Source organism: Salinispirillum sp. LH 10-3-1 (genome assembly GCF_030643825.1).
Classification (GTDB): domain Bacteria; phylum Pseudomonadota; class Gammaproteobacteria; order Pseudomonadales; family Natronospirillaceae; genus Salinispirillum.
In genome coordinates this window covers 523,650-538,301 of the sequence record NZ_CP101717.1, presented here as the reverse complement: position 1 = coordinate 538,301, position 14,652 = coordinate 523,650, and the positions used below count along the sequence as shown (strand labels likewise).

At 52.8% G+C, this 14,652-nt stretch carries 15 protein-coding genes; 11 read left to right on the top strand and 4 right to left on the bottom strand.

Annotated features, from left to right (window positions below; genetic code table 11):
- Nucleotides 1-15: 15 nt before the first annotated feature.
- The 3 genes from NFC81_RS02390 to NFC81_RS02380 all read right to left on the bottom strand — a co-directional run bounded on the left by NFC81_RS02390 (nt 16) and on the right by NFC81_RS02380 (nt 2,985).
- Complete coding sequence (locus NFC81_RS02390) at nt 16-1,626, bottom strand: ATP-binding protein (RefSeq protein ID WP_304995940.1); 1,611 nt, start codon at nt 1,624-1,626, stop codon at nt 16-18.
- Complete coding sequence (locus tag NFC81_RS02385) at nt 1,626-2,438, bottom strand: response regulator (RefSeq protein WP_304995939.1); 813 nt, start codon at nt 2,436-2,438, stop codon at nt 1,626-1,628. Before NFC81_RS02385 ends, NFC81_RS02390 begins: the two co-directional genes overlap by 1 nt.
- A 145-nt stretch (nt 2,439-2,583) precedes the next feature.
- Entirely contained in the window at nt 2,584-2,985 is a 402-nt protein-coding gene (locus NFC81_RS02380; RefSeq protein WP_304995938.1) for a RidA family protein, read from the bottom strand.
- Nucleotides 2,986-3,147: 162 nt separating this feature from the next.
- On the opposite strand from NFC81_RS02380, the gene NFC81_RS02375 reads away from it, so the two are divergent.
- The 10 genes from NFC81_RS02375 to NFC81_RS02330 all read left to right on the top strand — a co-directional run bounded on the left by NFC81_RS02375 (nt 3,148) and on the right by NFC81_RS02330 (nt 11,719).
- Nucleotides 3,148-3,366, top strand: a complete 219-nt coding sequence (locus tag NFC81_RS02375; RefSeq protein WP_304995937.1) for a DUF6500 family protein — start codon at nt 3,148-3,150, stop codon at nt 3,364-3,366.
- Nucleotides 3,367-3,633: 267 nt separating this feature from the next.
- Nucleotides 3,634-4,614, top strand: coding sequence for a phosphate/phosphite/phosphonate ABC transporter substrate-binding protein (gene phnD / locus NFC81_RS02370; RefSeq protein WP_370529881.1), 981 nt, complete (start codon nt 3,634-3,636; stop codon nt 4,612-4,614).
- 54 nt (nt 4,615-4,668) lie between these two features.
- Entirely contained in the window at nt 4,669-5,475 is an 807-nt protein-coding gene (gene phnC, locus NFC81_RS02365; protein ID WP_304995936.1) for a phosphonate ABC transporter ATP-binding protein, read from the top strand.
- On the top strand, nt 5,472-6,290 hold the full coding sequence (gene phnE / locus NFC81_RS02360; protein WP_304995935.1) for a phosphonate ABC transporter, permease protein PhnE: 819 nt from the start codon (nt 5,472-5,474) through the stop codon (nt 6,288-6,290). The genes phnC and phnE (NFC81_RS02360) overlap by 4 nt, the downstream gene beginning before the upstream one ends.
- Nucleotides 6,284-7,093, top strand: a complete 810-nt coding sequence (gene phnE, locus NFC81_RS02355) for a phosphonate ABC transporter, permease protein PhnE (protein ID WP_304995934.1) — start codon at nt 6,284-6,286, stop codon at nt 7,091-7,093. The genes phnE (NFC81_RS02360) and phnE (NFC81_RS02355) overlap by 7 nt, the downstream gene beginning before the upstream one ends.
- Nucleotides 7,094-7,182: 89 nt before the next feature.
- On the top strand, nt 7,183-7,983 hold the full coding sequence (locus NFC81_RS02350) for an HAD-IIB family hydrolase (RefSeq protein ID WP_304995933.1): 801 nt from the start codon (nt 7,183-7,185) through the stop codon (nt 7,981-7,983).
- Between the two features lie 69 nt (nt 7,984-8,052).
- The gene (locus NFC81_RS02345; RefSeq protein ID WP_304995932.1) at nt 8,053-8,868 is read left to right on the top strand and encodes a DeoR/GlpR family DNA-binding transcription regulator; all 816 of its coding nucleotides are present in this window, start codon (nt 8,053-8,055) and stop codon (nt 8,866-8,868) included.
- Between the two features lie 274 nt (nt 8,869-9,142).
- Nucleotides 9,143-9,289, top strand: coding sequence for a lmo0937 family membrane protein (locus tag NFC81_RS02340; protein ID WP_304995931.1), 147 nt, complete (start codon nt 9,143-9,145; stop codon nt 9,287-9,289).
- 126 nt (nt 9,290-9,415) lie between these two features.
- Nucleotides 9,416-10,960 carry a hypothetical protein gene (locus NFC81_RS02335; RefSeq protein WP_304995930.1) on the top strand — a complete coding sequence of 515 codons (1,545 nt, stop codon included), beginning with the start codon at nt 9,416-9,418 and terminating at the stop codon, nt 10,958-10,960.
- 3 nt (nt 10,961-10,963) lie between these two features.
- The gene (locus NFC81_RS02330) at nt 10,964-11,719 is read left to right on the top strand and encodes a VWA domain-containing protein (protein ID WP_304995929.1); all 756 of its coding nucleotides are present in this window, start codon (nt 10,964-10,966) and stop codon (nt 11,717-11,719) included.
- Nucleotides 11,720-11,775: 56 nt separating this feature from the next.
- On the opposite strand, the gene NFC81_RS02325 is transcribed toward NFC81_RS02330, so the two are convergent.
- Complete coding sequence (locus NFC81_RS02325; protein WP_304995928.1) at nt 11,776-12,999, bottom strand: MFS transporter; 1,224 nt, start codon at nt 12,997-12,999, stop codon at nt 11,776-11,778.
- A 356-nt stretch (nt 13,000-13,355) separates the two neighbouring features.
- Between NFC81_RS02325 and NFC81_RS02320 the strand changes: the two genes are divergently transcribed.
- Nucleotides 13,356-14,624, top strand: a complete 1,269-nt coding sequence (locus NFC81_RS02320) for a glycerate kinase (protein WP_304995927.1) — start codon at nt 13,356-13,358, stop codon at nt 14,622-14,624.
- Nucleotides 14,625-14,652: the final 28 nt, after the last annotated feature.

Below are 14,652 nucleotides of genomic sequence, written 5' to 3'. Positions count from 1 at the left end.
CGAGCTAAGTAGTTTCTAGTACGGAATTTGCGTTCGAAACTGCTCATCTAACCTCTCTACTTCCGCATCGATGTCCTCCTCCAGCAGATCCGCGTGCTCCAATCGGTACTCTGCCGTCGGCAGGCGGACATCGAACAACACCCCGCGAATATCCAAGGGCGCAAACGACAGCTGGTGTGCGCCACGCTTCGGCTGCACCGTGACCTGCCAATGCGGATGCTCCGGGTGTGCAGCATCAAACCAGGTTTGTTTGCCCTTGCTGGCCCATTCGCCTTTACGCTGGGGTTTGGTCTCGTCTTGAGCGGTTATTTCTACCGAACGTACGGGCTTGCGATATTCCCATGTCTTCTCATCGATCCACGCGCCGTCGGCGTCGACACATTGTGGTAAGCCATTCACTACCTGCACGCGCACGCTGTCGGTCAGAATCTCGTCGTTGTCCAGTTCTACACGCACAGTGTAGGTCGTATCCGGGGCCGACATGTTCTCGACCTTGATCCGCCCTTCATAACCTTTAACGATCTGATTCACAAAATACAGGCCTAAACCACGGCCATGATGTTCACGTACGCGGCGAGTTGAAAAGCCCAATTGGAACAGGTTCGGGCGGTCTTCGTCTTTGATGTGCGGGCCACGGTTGTAGATGCGAATGCGCACCTGCCCATCGATCTCGTCCAGCAAAAAGCTGATCGTCGCGCGTGGGCTTTTGTAACCGCGCTTGCCAGAAAAGAACTGGGCGTTCTTCAACAGGTTTTCTAACAACAAAATCAGATGGTTTTCATTGCCCAGCAGCGCGCCGGGTTGCTGTAACTGCACATGCCATTGTGGGTCGTCTAACTGCCATTCCGTCTGTTCAGGCTGCTCACCTTGCCCCTCTCCGTGCAACTGTGGCGTATCGGCACGCACCAAGCTCAAGGCACGCCACGCAGCGTGCTGAGGCGCAAATACGGGTTCGTGCGGCAGCGGTGGTGTGTCTTCGGGGTTGAGCATGCGCTGATAATACTGTTCTTCGCATTCTGCTAAATGGCCACTGATGTGCAGCGCCAGATTGTCTGCGGTGGAAAGGTCGAGCAAGTCCCACAGGTAGCGCATGGCATCCAATGCGGAATGCGCCTCTGGGCCGGCGTTTTGCAACGCCGTTTGCACCTTGTCAAAGCTGATCACGCCGTTGTGGCGCACTTCCGCTGCAATGCTTTTGAAATGCAGAAATTTTTCATCGTACTCAATGTAATCCAGCAACTTGTCGCTGATAAACAACTTGAGCTTATCGGCATGGCCGGAATAGGTATGCGCCTTGAGTTGCAGTTGCTTCTTACTGAGCCAGAGATCACGCACCTGCTCACGCAAGGCTTTGAGGTCGGCTTTTTGCCGCGCCGACTGCTGACGATAACGTCGCAGATCTATCAACAATATCAGCACAAAGGCTGCCAATACGGCGTACTTCACCTCAAACCGTAACAGGTCCGAGGGCACGGCGTAATACAGCAACAGCTCCGGCTCGGTGTGAAACAACAAGTAAGTGACCACCAACAAACCGACCAGCGTACTCAACCACGGGAAGACCACACGTTGCACTCGGCCTTCGGGTTGCTTGTCTTTGAGTTGTCCTTTTAATCGCTCCGCCATTATTTGGCTCCTGTGACCGGTTTCCAGCAATACGCGCCTTCATCCCCGAAAGCCGCAATGCCCTGCCCTTGCTTGCACAACGCTACGAAGTCTCCCGAGCCACCCATGGCTTGATCGAACGACAAGCGCAATGTGCGAATATGCTGGCGGTAATTGGCGTTGGAAAAGCGCTCTAAATCAGCGCCTAATTTATCAGCTATTTGCTCAGTGGTGAGCGGACGCGGCGCGCTCTCAACCAAGTAGCGTAGAATTTTGCGCGGTGTCGGCGCGAGTGGCCGCTGGCTGTTGGTCGGGTTCATCAACTTGGTGCCTTGCCAGTATACTTCCCACGTAGTGGTGTCGATGCGCAAATCACCACTGTGTAATACTTGGTCGGACTGCAGCGCTGCAGACTCTGGCTGACGCACACTGTGCTGGCGCAGTACGGCCTTGATGCGCCAGCACAGTACCGACTCAATATTGAGCTGATGTTTGGCAATGAAGTCTTGCGCACTGGTGGTTTCAAAGGCTTGTTGCTCAATACCGGTGCCGCTGTGTTCAGACAGATAGATGATGGGCAAGCCCGGCCATTTGCGCTGCAGCGCACGCGACACCGAAAAGCCGGCTTCGTCGTTGCCGTTCATGTTGGCGTCGAGCAAGGCAATATCCGGGGGTTGGTTAGCGTCAGCCAACCGAATGTGCTGACAAGCCGCCTCGGCGAATTTAAACACCTGCACCTGCGTCGGTGTGTCGTCAAAGGCCGTACTTTCCAGCACCGGTTTAAATTTATCGATCCAATGCGACTGGTCTTCCACCCAGAAAATGGCCGCCATAGCTACCTCAAACGCTTTACATTGAGCGCAGTTTAGCACGTGGTGAACGCTGGACGAGTGGGCGTAATCCACAAAGCCAGCAGATGGAATGGCGAAAGAAGACTTAACCTGAATTCGTTATTTACCTGTTCAGCATCCAAGCGCCCTAAAAACGACGCGCCACCATATCGATCTCAATCAACGCCCCCTTGGCGAGCCCGCCGACGCCGATACAGGTGCGTGCCGGGCGCCTGTCTGCTGGGAAGTAGGACGCATATACTGCATTCATCTGGTCGTAGTCGCGGTCGAAATTCGTCAGGTAGATACGCACTTGCAATACATTCTGTAGCCCCAAGCCACAACCTTCCAGTACGGCAGTTAGGTTCTTCATAACCTGACGCGTCTGCGCTTCAATGCCTTCTGGGTAACCAGAGCCCAAATCCGTGCCAAGAAACGGCATCTGTCCAGTGAGTAACACCCAGCCATCGTGCTCAACAGCATGACTAAAGGGTGCAACGGGGTCTGGTGCATCCGGGAGCATATGGAAGATCGGAGAAGGTGAGGTCATGACGGTTCCTGCAGTTTGGTAACATTCTAGTCACTGTACGCGTTATCCAAATCACAGCGCAAGTTCCCGAGCGCCAACGGCTGTTGCCAGGCCGCTCATGCTGCGCTAGGCTCCACGACTGCTATTGGGAGCCCCCTTTAGAAAAGGAAACAGGAATAGACGATGCGAGATGGACTACGCAATAAAATCATCAGCGTGTGCGACAAGAAGTTACACACCAAGGGCAGCGCCGTTGGTGTTTCTTTCTACGCTTTCTTCGCCAATAAGAATGATGATCCTGAGCTGCTGATGGAAGCAGCGACGTGGTGGATGCAAACCCACAGGCTAGACCACTTCGAGAAGGCGACGAAAATCAAGCAGATGGTGGAGGCAGGGCTCTAAAGAGGCTTGTAGCCTATAATCACGCTATAAAATGTTCGATTGAACATTTTATCCAAGAATTTATTATTAAAAATCAATACCTTATAAAAAGCCTTTGTTCAATTCCGTTGTTTTTTAAGGAAAAACCTTGAAATAAGTTTGCTCGATGCTAATCTTATGTTCGATTGAACATTACAACAAAAACAACTATCTGGGATGCTGATCCGCTCAAAATGTTCAAGTCAGGCTGCGTATGCCTTCAGGATCACTCCCTTTGGAGAACCACCTATGACTTTGAAAAAGAGATTGTTTCCCAGTGCTCTTCTTATGGCGAGCGCCCTATTGCTGGGCACCAGCGGCTATGCCATGGCCGATTGTGAGCGCGGTGCACTTGATGTGATCTACTGCGATGAAAACGGTGACATGGTTGCTGACTTACCGAAAGATTCTTCTAAATGGCAAAACCCGAATACACTGATCTTCGCTTACACGCCAGTAGAAGACCCCGCTATCTACGCAGATATCTGGCAGCCATTCATTGACCACCTGAAACAAGTAACAGGCCGTAATGTCCGCTTCTTTGCTGTGCAATCTAACTCGGCGCAAGTAGAAGCCATGCGCAGTGGTCGCTTGCATATTGCCGGGTTTTCTACTGGTCCCACGCCCTTTGCAGTGAATCTTGCGGGCGCAGTGCCGTTTGCTCTCATGGGTTCTGAGGATGGTGAGTTTGGCTACCGACTGCAGGTATTTACTCACAAGAATTCCGACATATATGAAATGACTGACCTGAAGGGTAAGCGAGTAGCTCATACGTCTCCAACATCCAACTCCGGCAATCAGGCTCCGTCAGCTCTGTTTCCTGAGTTAGGTGTAGTACCCGGTGTAGACTATGAAATCACTTTCTCTGGCAGCCATGATCAATCTATGCTGGGTGTCGTTGCACGCGATTATGATGCCGCTCCAGTCGCCTCTGAAGTGGTTGAGCGTATGGCGGCTCGTGGCTTGTATGATCCCGAAGATGTCCGCTTGATATGGGAATCCGACCGTTTCCCTACTACGTCTTACACCCACGCGCACAATCTGCACCCTGATTTGGTCGAGAAGATCCGGGAGGCATTCTACACCTTCGAATTTGCCGGCACGGAGTTAGGCGAAGAATTTGAAGGCGTTGAAACCTTCATACCCATCACCTACCAGGATAACTGGCGTGTAATCCGCACCATCCAGGCCGCTAATGGTGTTCGTTACACCCGCGACAACCTTCAATAAGTAAACATGCCGCCTTCTACTCATTGGTAGGAGGCGCACTCGGGAGTGACATCCATGTTAGAGATCAACAACCTTGTTAAAAGTTATGGGCGGAATGAGCCGGTTCTAAAGGGGCTAAATCTGACGGTTGATGGCAGTAGTGTCGTCTCCATCGTTGGGGCCTCCGGCGCTGGCAAGAGTACCATGCTACGCTGCATCAATCGTCTGGTGGAACCGACTTCGGGGTCAGTAAAGCTAAATGGCCACGAGTTGGTGAACTTGCGTGGACGCGAGTTGCGCCAAGCTCGTCGTCGTATTGGCATGGTGTTCCAAGGCTTTAATCTTATTGACCGGTTAACGGTCATGGAAAACGTTCTCTCTGGCCGCTTAGGCTATGTATCTTTTTTTGAAGCGCTTACACGTCGATTTCCACAGTCAGACATTGACCGCGCGTACCATTTAATGGAGCGCGTGGGAATTGGGCATTATGCCAATAAGCGCGCAGATCAACTGTCCGGCGGCGAGCGCCAGCGGGTAGCCGTTGTCAGAGCACTTATGCAGGAACCAGAAATCCTGCTGGCGGATGAACCAACAGCTTCTCTCGACCCCAAAACGTCACAACAAATCATGAGCTTGTTACAAACCTTAGCGAGCGAAATGTCCTTGCCGGTGTTAATTAACATTCACAACGTAACTCAAGCTCGGATGTACACAGATCGAATTGTTGGGATGCGTCATGGGCAGATGATTTTTGATGGCGCTCCGAAGGAATTCAATCAAGACGCCTTAGATGCTATTTATGGCGGTATTGAGTCACCAGAAGAAGACGGCAAAAATGAAGTGACGGACAGTGCGATGCAGGCTAAGGAGGCGGTGGTATGAGCCAACTCAAAGCAGATTCTGCTATGACGGTAGGCCGCATGTGGAAGAAACCACATTTTATCGCCAATCCGTGGCTACGCTACGGCTTAATCGTAGTGACATTAGTTTATCTGTACTGGGCTTTCTCAACACTCCCTTTTAACTGGACACGTATTTCAGAGGGCCTACCTCGTGCGGCACGTATCTTTGGAGGTGCTTTTCCACCCAGTTTTGAGCGAGGTGGACTGCTGTGGACGGGGTTTAAGGAAAGCTTCCAGATTGCATTTCTAGCTACCCTACTCGGGGTTTTTCTGTCAGTACCCATTGCTGTTATGGCAGCTAAAAACGTAGCACCCAAGCCTATATACCTGCTAGGTCGCGGTATCATTATCGTTTCACGTAGCTTTCATCCGGTGATCGTTGCCATTTTGTTTGTCGCTGCTGTCGGGTTCGGTCCGTTAGCAGGCATTCTTACTCTAACCCTATACTCCATTGGCTTTGTCGCCAAACTACTGGCCGAGGAAATAGAGGAGATTGACTGGGGCCAAGTGGAGGCCATGCGCTCAGTGGGCGCCGGTTATTTGAAAATGTTGGTCTATGGCGTTTTTCCACAAATCATGCCGCGTCAAATCGGCCTGTCCATGTATCAGCTGGACAGTAACCTGAGAGCATCGGCTGTTGTTGGCATTGTCGGCGCCGGCGGTATTGGCGGTACATTGATGAATGCCTTTGGCCGGTATGACTATGATTTCGCATTTGCCATTCTCTTGCTGATCATTGGCATTATCTTGATCAGTGAAGGTGTCAGCGGCTGGGTGAGGAAAAAAATATGGTAGATCAAGCAGCACAAATAACCCAACGCGTGTGGTCACGCTATGACCGAAAAGAGCAATTGATTCGCTATACTATTTATCTGGTGACTCTGATTGCGGTTGTCTGGGCAGTAAGTGACATTGATATTTTTTGGCCGTGGGTCTGGGACGCTCCCAACCAGATCCAGAATCTTGGGGCCCGCATGTGGCCGCCTGAGTTCAGTGCTTGGACTGCTATCGTTAATGCAATGCTGGAAACTGTGCACATCGCTACATTGTCAACCTTGCTGACAATCTTTGTCGCATTACCGGTGTCGTACATTGCGGCGCAGAACACCACACCCAATAAGTTCACTTTGTGGCTAGGCCGTTTTATTCTGGTGTCCAGTCGCTCGGTCAACACCATCATTTGGGCGCTGCTGTTTGTGGCTATTTTTGGTCCGGGTGTATTAGCGGGGATTCTGGCGGTGATGTTCCGATCCATTGGTTTTATTGGGAAATTGATGGGTGAGGCCATAGAAGAAATTGATCGTCGCCCCGTTGAGGCAATGGAGGCTACCGGTGCCAGCAAAATGAAGGTCGTCTTGTACGCCATTGTACCGCAGGTGCTACCCGCATTTTTTGCCATCGTCGTCCTGCGCTGGGACATCAATATCCGTGAATCCACAGTACTTGGTTTGGTGGGCGCCGGGGGCATTGGCGTTTTGCTGCAAGGATCAATTGACATGTTTGCATGGCAAACTGTCGCTACGATACTGATGGCGATCATTGTATTGGTGATTATTGGCGAGGCGATCACCAGCATTCTACGGAAAAAGGTCATCTGACCCTTAACGGTTTGTGAGTGTCTGAAGCCCAGCGATGCTGGTCTTCGGATGCCACATCCGATCGACTCAATCCTAACATGAGCCAAATAATGACAGCATTGGATTATAGTCAGGCCGACATTCTATTTACGGATGTAGATGACACGCTGACTACCGACGGGCGCTTGTTGCCCGAGACATACCTAGCTATCTGCCAGCTCGCGGCAGCGGGCGTTCAGGTGATTCCCGTTACCGGTGGTTGTGCGGGCTGGTGTGATCAGATTATTCGCACATGGCCCGTACGGGCAGTAATTGGTGAGGGGGGCGCATTTTTTATCGAGCGGGAATCTCCTCAAGTTACCCGGTGGCAGTTTTGGGGGGACAAAGATCAACATAGAGCCGATCAGGCTTCCATTCTGGCCGCTGTTTCGACGCTGGATGTCGGCTTTCAACCACAACTGGCTACTGATCAACCTTTTCGTTATGTCGACGTTGCGATAGATTACAATCAGCAACAATCGTTATCGGACGATAAGGTGCAGACATTACACGGAGCACTCTCGGCCAAGGGATTTCACGTTCGTCAAAGCTCTATACACCTGAACGTTTGGTTAGGTGACTTTGACAAGTGCACTATGGCATTGAGAGTGGGTAAGACGTTACTCGGATTAAACCCTGACGAGCTGAGAACCCGGGCGGTTTTTATTGGCGATGCGCCTAACGACGAAAGCATGTTTGAGTTTTTTCCGCTCAGCGTTGGTGTGGCAAACATCCGACATCATCTAGAAAATATGCAGGCTCGTCCTGCTGTCGTTATGAATCAGCGTTCCGGCCTAGGTTTTGCGGAATTGGCAGACACATGGCTGAAGCAGCTTGCGAAGACGCCGAAATCAAATCTGGATTTAGTTTAAGGCAGCACCAGTATTAGGTAAGCTGCCACATACGATCACCGAAGGTTAACTAGGCATGTATAAGGTCTGATGGGCGCCAAAGAACGACAAGACAGTATCCTCGAATGGGCCCGCAAAGAACTCCACGTAGAAGTGGAAGAAATTGCGCAACGCTTTGGTGTCACACCACAGACCATTCGACGCGATATCAACAAGCTTTGCGAACAGGGCTTGTTGCGTCGTCGGTATGGGGGTGTCAGCTTACCTACTAATGCCGCCAACAGCCCCATTAGCGATCGTCAGATTCGCAACATTACTACTAAGCAAATGATTGCCCAGCGAATAGCTGACTCAATCCCCGACGACGCTACCGTGAGCCTTGGTGTTGGCAGCACGTGTGAACAGGTCGCTCGCGCACTTATCCATCATCGGTCATTGAAGATTCTGACCAATAACCTAAGCGTCGCGTCAGCGTTGTCGAGCAACGCTGATATAGAAGTTATCGTCTCAGGTGGGCAATACCGACATAATGATCACGATGTAGTCGGGCCTGAAGTTACCCACTTCTTTAGCTCATTCGTAACCGACTTTGGCATCATCAGCACTGGCAGCATGGATTTAGAAAATGGCTTAATGGATTATGATATTCGTGAGGCGGAGGCCAGCAGAGCCATCATTGCGAATACTAGAGTTCGACTACTGGCAGCAGACCATAGCAAGTGGCATTTGAATGCCTATTGCAAAGTTGCATCGTTCAAGTATGTTGACCGCCTCTACACGGATGCGATGCCTCAGGAATATCGACTAGGTCTGCCCGATACCGTTTCGATTGTTGAGTGTGGTGTTCAGGGCAACGATAAGGATACAGATGACCTATTACTTAGCACCCGAAGAAATAATGGATGACCATGAACGGGCTGCGGCCCTATGCAAATCGATCTTATGACGCAGCCCAACCAACGGGCCCTCGCCACAAAAAAAGGAACCCCCAAAAGCACATAAACATTTGTACTGAGCCGGTAAAACCCGTAGCTAAACATTAGCCACCGTGTTATTCCCTACCCTTGTTTTGTCGCAACACAATAAACTATTTCCGCCGCTTCACAGCTTCTCATTCGGCAGCAGTAGGCCGTCCGATCTACCGTTCGCCACTTTCTTTACCACAGAGGAGAAGCACCACATGTTCGAGACCGTTGCAATTGTGCTCATAGTCCTATGGCTACTGGGCTTTGTTAGCTCATATACCATGGGCGGATTCATCCACATCCTCTTAGTCATCGCGGTCGTGGTGATCCTCCTTCGAGTCATCCGGGGTCGACGTTTATAGCGGTACTGGAACCTGTCCACGCTTGCTCATTAGCCGAGAGGGAAACACTCACCGCGACCACAACTCACAGATTTTTCACCAGCCTGCACAACAATGTGTTCACCACAACCGAACAAGGTGAACATCATGACTGACTTACTCTACATCTGGTCCGAATCGCCCGCATTGTCGCTGGCGATCTGGCTGATCATTGCTATTACCGTTTTATACCTCGGCCGTCCACATGCGCATCAGTTGTTGCGCGGTACTGGGCGTGCCATTCATGGCACGCTGCGGGTTGCGGCCACCAGCATTCGCCAGTTAGAACAGCGTGTCATGACACGCAACCGCGACGTACTGTTGGCGATGGGCCGCGAATCGTCCGAGAAAGCCATTGAGCGAGAATTCAGCCGCGTGAACACCGTGGTGGAACGTGACCTGAGCCAATACCCCAGTCTGCATCGCAAGCTGGCCGAGACGCTGAAAAAGGTGCAGGACGACTACCACGCCGCCACCGATGACGCTCCGCTCCCACCGGCTTGGACCGAGGTGGTAGAAACCATTTCGGCGCTGCCAAACACCGGCGATCCAGCCGTAGTGAAGATTCTCGACAACATTAAGAGCATGGTAGAAAGCTCGCACCAGCAGACCCTAAAGGCGTATCAAAAGAGTGCCAACGAGCGACATAAAATTCTGAACGGTATGCAGCCGGAAATGCGTTCGCTGAGTAACACCATGGAGAAGGTACAGCAGACCATCACGGGTTTGGACGATCGCACCAAGGTGATTGACCGCCAAATGGCCGACTACGAAAGCCTGCGCAAAGGTGAAGACAAGGCAGTGAATTCACTGACGGCGTCATCACTTACCCAGTTTTTTATTGCCAGCCTGGTACTGGTGATAGCCACCTTCGGCGGCATCATCAACTTCCACCTGATTGCCTTGCCTATGTCTGAAATGGTCGGCGGCGCCAGCTACATTGGCTCGGTGCGCACCTCAGACATTGCCGCTCTGGTGATCATTGCAGTGGAAATCACCATGGGCCTGTTCTTATTGGAAGCCCTGCAAATCACTCGCTTGTTCCCGATGATCGGCAGCATGGACGACAAGATGCGCAAGCGCATGGCGATTGCCGCCTTCACCATTCTGGTGATCTTCGCCAGCATTGAAGCGTCTCTGGCCTATATGCGTGATCTGCTGGCGCTGGACCGCGAAGCCTTAGCCCAGTCGTTAGCTGGCGCTGCCGGGGCCGGCGCTGCGGTTGAGCACAGCTTCCGTTGGATTCCGTCCATCGGGCAGTTGGTTCTGGGTTTTATCCTGCCGTTCGCGCTGGCCTTCGTCGCCATTCCCCTAGAGGCCTTTGTACACTCGCTGCGCACAGTGCTTGGATTGGTTGCATTGGGTGTACTGCGGGCACTGCGCTTGCTGGTGCGCTTGATCGGCGGCATTGCTAACCATTTTAGCAAGATGCTGGTCAGCCTTTACGACTTGTTCATTATGCTGCCCCTAGGTATTGAGCGTTTGATTAAGGAGCGTCGTGACCACGCCCCCGTGAACTCTGACACAGCTGACGACAGCACAGAGAAGCCCCACGCCAAAGTGGCCAAGCCCACGAAAGAAAAGCGTCGCGCGGCTCCAGAGTCCAGTGGTGAATTCGACGCCGACATGCCGTTAACCGCACGGGAGGCCTAAACCATGACCATTCATAATTCACAGGTGCGGTATCTGGTTGAGCGCGAACTGGAAAAGATCGAAGAGCTGGAGAAAGAACGCGCACTGCGCCGCAAGGCGCGCTGGAATAAGGTACGCTTGGCCGTCGGTGCTGTACTCGCAGCGTTCTTGATGGGTTGCGGTGAGCCGGCCAACCAAAGCCGCGCTGCCTTTGTACTGGTGGACATCTCCGGCGACTACGCCGGAGAACTGGACAAGGCACGAACGCTCAGTAACTACCTGCTGGCAAATCTGACCAGTGGCGATTCATTGGCGATCGGTTTCATTGACAACAGCAGTTTCAGTGAACGCAACATCATTGCACGGGCCACCTTCGACCACCGGCCTAGCATTACGAATCAACAAAAGCGCGAGTTTCAAGGCAAAGTCGATGCCTTTTTAAACCGCTTCAGCGTGCCGAGTCACCACAGCGACATTACCGGCGGTGTATTGTTGGCGACAGATTACTTAAGCGAGGTAAACGCGGGGCAGAAATATTTGTTCTTACTGTCGGACCTACACGAGGACCTTCCCCCGTGGCTGAATCGCAACGTCACCATGAGCTTGGACAACGTGCAAGTCGTAGCGGTGAATGTGAAACGCCAGCGCAGTGACAACAATGACCCCATGGCGTACCAGCAGCGTTTGGCGGGCTGGCAGGAGCGCATTGAAGCTGGCGGCGGCAGTTGGCAAATAGTGAACGATTTGGCACGTTTGGAAAGCGCGGTGGCCCTGCGATAGACGTGTAGATTTACGGGCCGTGTCACTGGGGCTGCGTTCAGCCCCAGAACCGGGTATTAAACGCGATTACGCCGCCAAAACTTAAACCATAACAGCGACAAACCCTGTGCCACGGCACACACAGCAAAACTCGCCTGATACGCCACCACCGGGTATTGGCCGGTCGCATCAGGCTCCCATAGCCCGACCACCACACCCATTAACCACTGCAACAAGAACGCGCAAACGAACAGCAGCAAGTTCAACGCCGTATTCACTCGGCCCGCCAGCTCTACAGGGAATTGCCGTGTTAAGGCGGCGTACATCAAGGAACCAGAGGAACCAAAATAGCCCAATAAGAACCACAGCGGAATGTCGGATACCGGTGCGCGGAAGATCAACAGCAGCATCGCCACGAAGAACATGGTCATGCAAAACATCGCCACCTGAGTGGTGGCAATGCGGTACTTCAACAGCCAGGACGACAGACCACCGAGCGTCATATAGCCCAGCGCCATGCCTGTGGCAGCCCAAAACAACATGTCGGCCGTATTGCTCGGCGTCAGCTGTTCCACCTCGCGCAACCAGACTGCGGCCCATAAGCCCAGCATGGCAATGAAAATAGCTTGGTTCAACACACTGGCTGGAGCAACACGCAAAAAGATCGGGCTCGCAAACACCGACAAGCTACCGCGGATTTGATCACCTAATGCGGCTTTCGGGCCATCATGCTGAATGATGCGTGGCACCCGCAAGCGCACTAACACGGCAATCAGCAGGGTAACACAGGCCAAGCCCACGAACAGACCACGCCAGCCTATCAACGGCAGCAAGATTTCTACCGGGGCAGTCGCCGTTATGGCACCCAGACCACCGCACGCTAACTGCAAACCATTCACTAACGGCAAACGGTCGGCGGGTAACAGAGCCACATAAGCACGGAAGGCCGCCATCAAACAAGCCGATACGCCCAAGCCGATCAGTCCACGCCCCAACCACAACATGAAAGGTGTTTGCGCGAAGGCAAACACCAGAGCACCGGCAGCCGCAATCAATAAGATCAGCGAGGCGACGTTACGGGTATCGTAACGGTCGAGCAAGACGCCCAAGGGTAACTGTGCCGCGGCGAAAAACAGGAAGTACGCACTGCCGATCCAACCCAGGCTCGCCGGGCCAAGACCCAGCTCCAAAGCGACAGGTTCGGCAATAACACCATTCACGATGCGAAAGAAAAACGACAGGTAATAACCCAACGCAAAAGGCAGGAATACCGTCAGAAAAAAGCGTCTATCCAGAGTCACAGCAACACCTCAAATAACTGCAGCGCACCCATTAAAACGCCGGGAGCGTTTTAACGCGAAGCCCCCAACGGGGGTGAGTCCCATGGAGGGGACGAACATTAAAACGCCGGGAGCGTTTTAACGCGAAGCCCCAAATGGGGGCATCCCATGGAGGGGATGCACAACTTAAGGCATTGACCGGTCGGTTACAAGGCACGGTAGTCTCACTTACACCAATTCCGTTCAGTTTTTGAATGTAATAACGACTGGAAAATCGATTCATAGGCTTTGTTGATGTCTTTATGATGGGCCTGCCCCTGCAATTGGCGTGAAAGCTGCTAACTTATTAGTGCACACCTGATTGAGTACACAACCTGATGACCGACACCGACAACCGCAGATTGCTGCGCCAACTCTTTGATGCAGCACTCGCAGTAGCACAGCCCAGCCAATGCTTACACCATTTTTTGCCGCCCCCGGTAAAGGGTCGCACGATCGTAATAGGCGCCGGCAAAGCATCCGCTGCGATGGCTGCGGCGCTGGAAGCACATTGGCCAGACGAGGATCTGTCCGGCCTAGTGGTGACTCGTTATGGTTATGCGGTGCCATGCAAGCACATTGAGATCATAGAAGCTGCACACCCAGTACCGGACGAAGCAGGACTGGTTGCCGCACAACGCATATTATCCCTAGTGCAAGGGCTGACCGCGGACGACCAAGTTATTATGTTGATCTCCGGCGGTGGATCGGCACTGCTGCCTCTGCCCGCGGATGGCGTAACCCTGGCGGACAAGCAAGCCATTAGCCACGCCTTGCTAAAATCGGGTGCCACCATAAAGGACATCAATACCGTACGACGGCATCTGTCGGCTATTAAAGGGGGTCGGCTTGCCGCTGCCTGTTATCCCGCGAAAGTCGTCAATTTATTGATCTCGGACGTGCCCGGTGACGATCCGGCTGCAATTGCATCCGGCCCGTCACTAGGGGACGCCACAACCTGCAAAGATGCTCTCGCAATTATCGATCACTTCAGCATTGCCGTCCCGCCAGCTGCGCGTGAAGGCCTAGCCAGCGGCCGGTACGAGTCGGTTAAGCCCGACGACAAGCGCTTACAGAATGTCACCACGCATTTGGTTGCAACACCTCAAAGATCACTAGAGGCGGCAGCGAATGCAGCTCGCGCGCATGGCGTTACCCCTCTTATTTTAGGCGACAGCATTGAGGGCGAAGCCCGAGAAGTCGGCAAGGTAATGGCCGGCATAGCACGCCAAGTCGTTACCTTTCAACAACCACTGCCAACGCCCTGTGTACTGTTATCTGGCGGAGAAACCACGGTCACCGTAAGAGGTAAGGGTAATGGTGGCCGTAATGTGGAGCTGCTGCTTGCCATGGCCATCGATTTGGCGGCTTTGCCCGGGGTATCGGCACTGGCCGCTGATACAGATGGCGTGGATGGTCAGTCTGAGATAGCAGGCGCCATCGTTACGCCCGACACGCTATTCCGCGCTTCACGCCTCGGCATTAATGCCTTGGATTATTTGTCCAATAACGACGGCCACGGTTTCTTTCAAGCCCTGGGGGATTCCGTTATTACCGGCCCCACCCTCACTAACGTGAATGACTTCCGCGCGATCCTTATCCGATAACAAGATCATTCCGGCAAGGCCTTCATGT

Coding starts and splice junctions, on each gene's coding strand:
- phnC (WP_304995936.1), top strand. CDS start 4,669: ATGTTAGAGATCAACAACCTTGTTAAAAGTTATGGGCGGAATGAGCCG.
- NFC81_RS02385 (WP_304995939.1), bottom strand. CDS start 2,438: ATGGCGGCCATTTTCTGGGTGGAAGACCAGTCGCATTGGATCGATAAA.
- NFC81_RS02340 (WP_304995931.1), top strand. CDS start 9,143: ATGTTCGAGACCGTTGCAATTGTGCTCATAGTCCTATGGCTACTGGGC.
- NFC81_RS02330 (WP_304995929.1), top strand. CDS start 10,964: ATGACCATTCATAATTCACAGGTGCGGTATCTGGTTGAGCGCGAACTG.
- NFC81_RS02375 (WP_304995937.1), top strand. CDS start 3,148: ATGCGAGATGGACTACGCAATAAAATCATCAGCGTGTGCGACAAGAAG.
- phnE (WP_304995934.1), top strand. CDS start 6,284: ATGGTAGATCAAGCAGCACAAATAACCCAACGCGTGTGGTCACGCTAT.
- NFC81_RS02380 (WP_304995938.1), bottom strand. CDS start 2,985: ATGACCTCACCTTCTCCGATCTTCCATATGCTCCCGGATGCACCAGAC.
- NFC81_RS02390 (WP_304995940.1), bottom strand. CDS start 1,626: ATGGCGGAGCGATTAAAAGGACAACTCAAAGACAAGCAACCCGAAGGC.
- NFC81_RS02335 (WP_304995930.1), top strand. CDS start 9,416: ATGACTGACTTACTCTACATCTGGTCCGAATCGCCCGCATTGTCGCTG.
- NFC81_RS02345 (WP_304995932.1), top strand. CDS start 8,053: ATGGGCGCCAAAGAACGACAAGACAGTATCCTCGAATGGGCCCGCAAA.
- NFC81_RS02350 (WP_304995933.1), top strand. CDS start 7,183: ATGACAGCATTGGATTATAGTCAGGCCGACATTCTATTTACGGATGTA.
- NFC81_RS02320 (WP_304995927.1), top strand. CDS start 13,356: ATGACCGACACCGACAACCGCAGATTGCTGCGCCAACTCTTTGATGCA.
- phnE (WP_304995935.1), top strand. CDS start 5,472: ATGAGCCAACTCAAAGCAGATTCTGCTATGACGGTAGGCCGCATGTGG.
- phnD (WP_370529881.1), top strand. CDS start 3,634: ATGACTTTGAAAAAGAGATTGTTTCCCAGTGCTCTTCTTATGGCGAGC.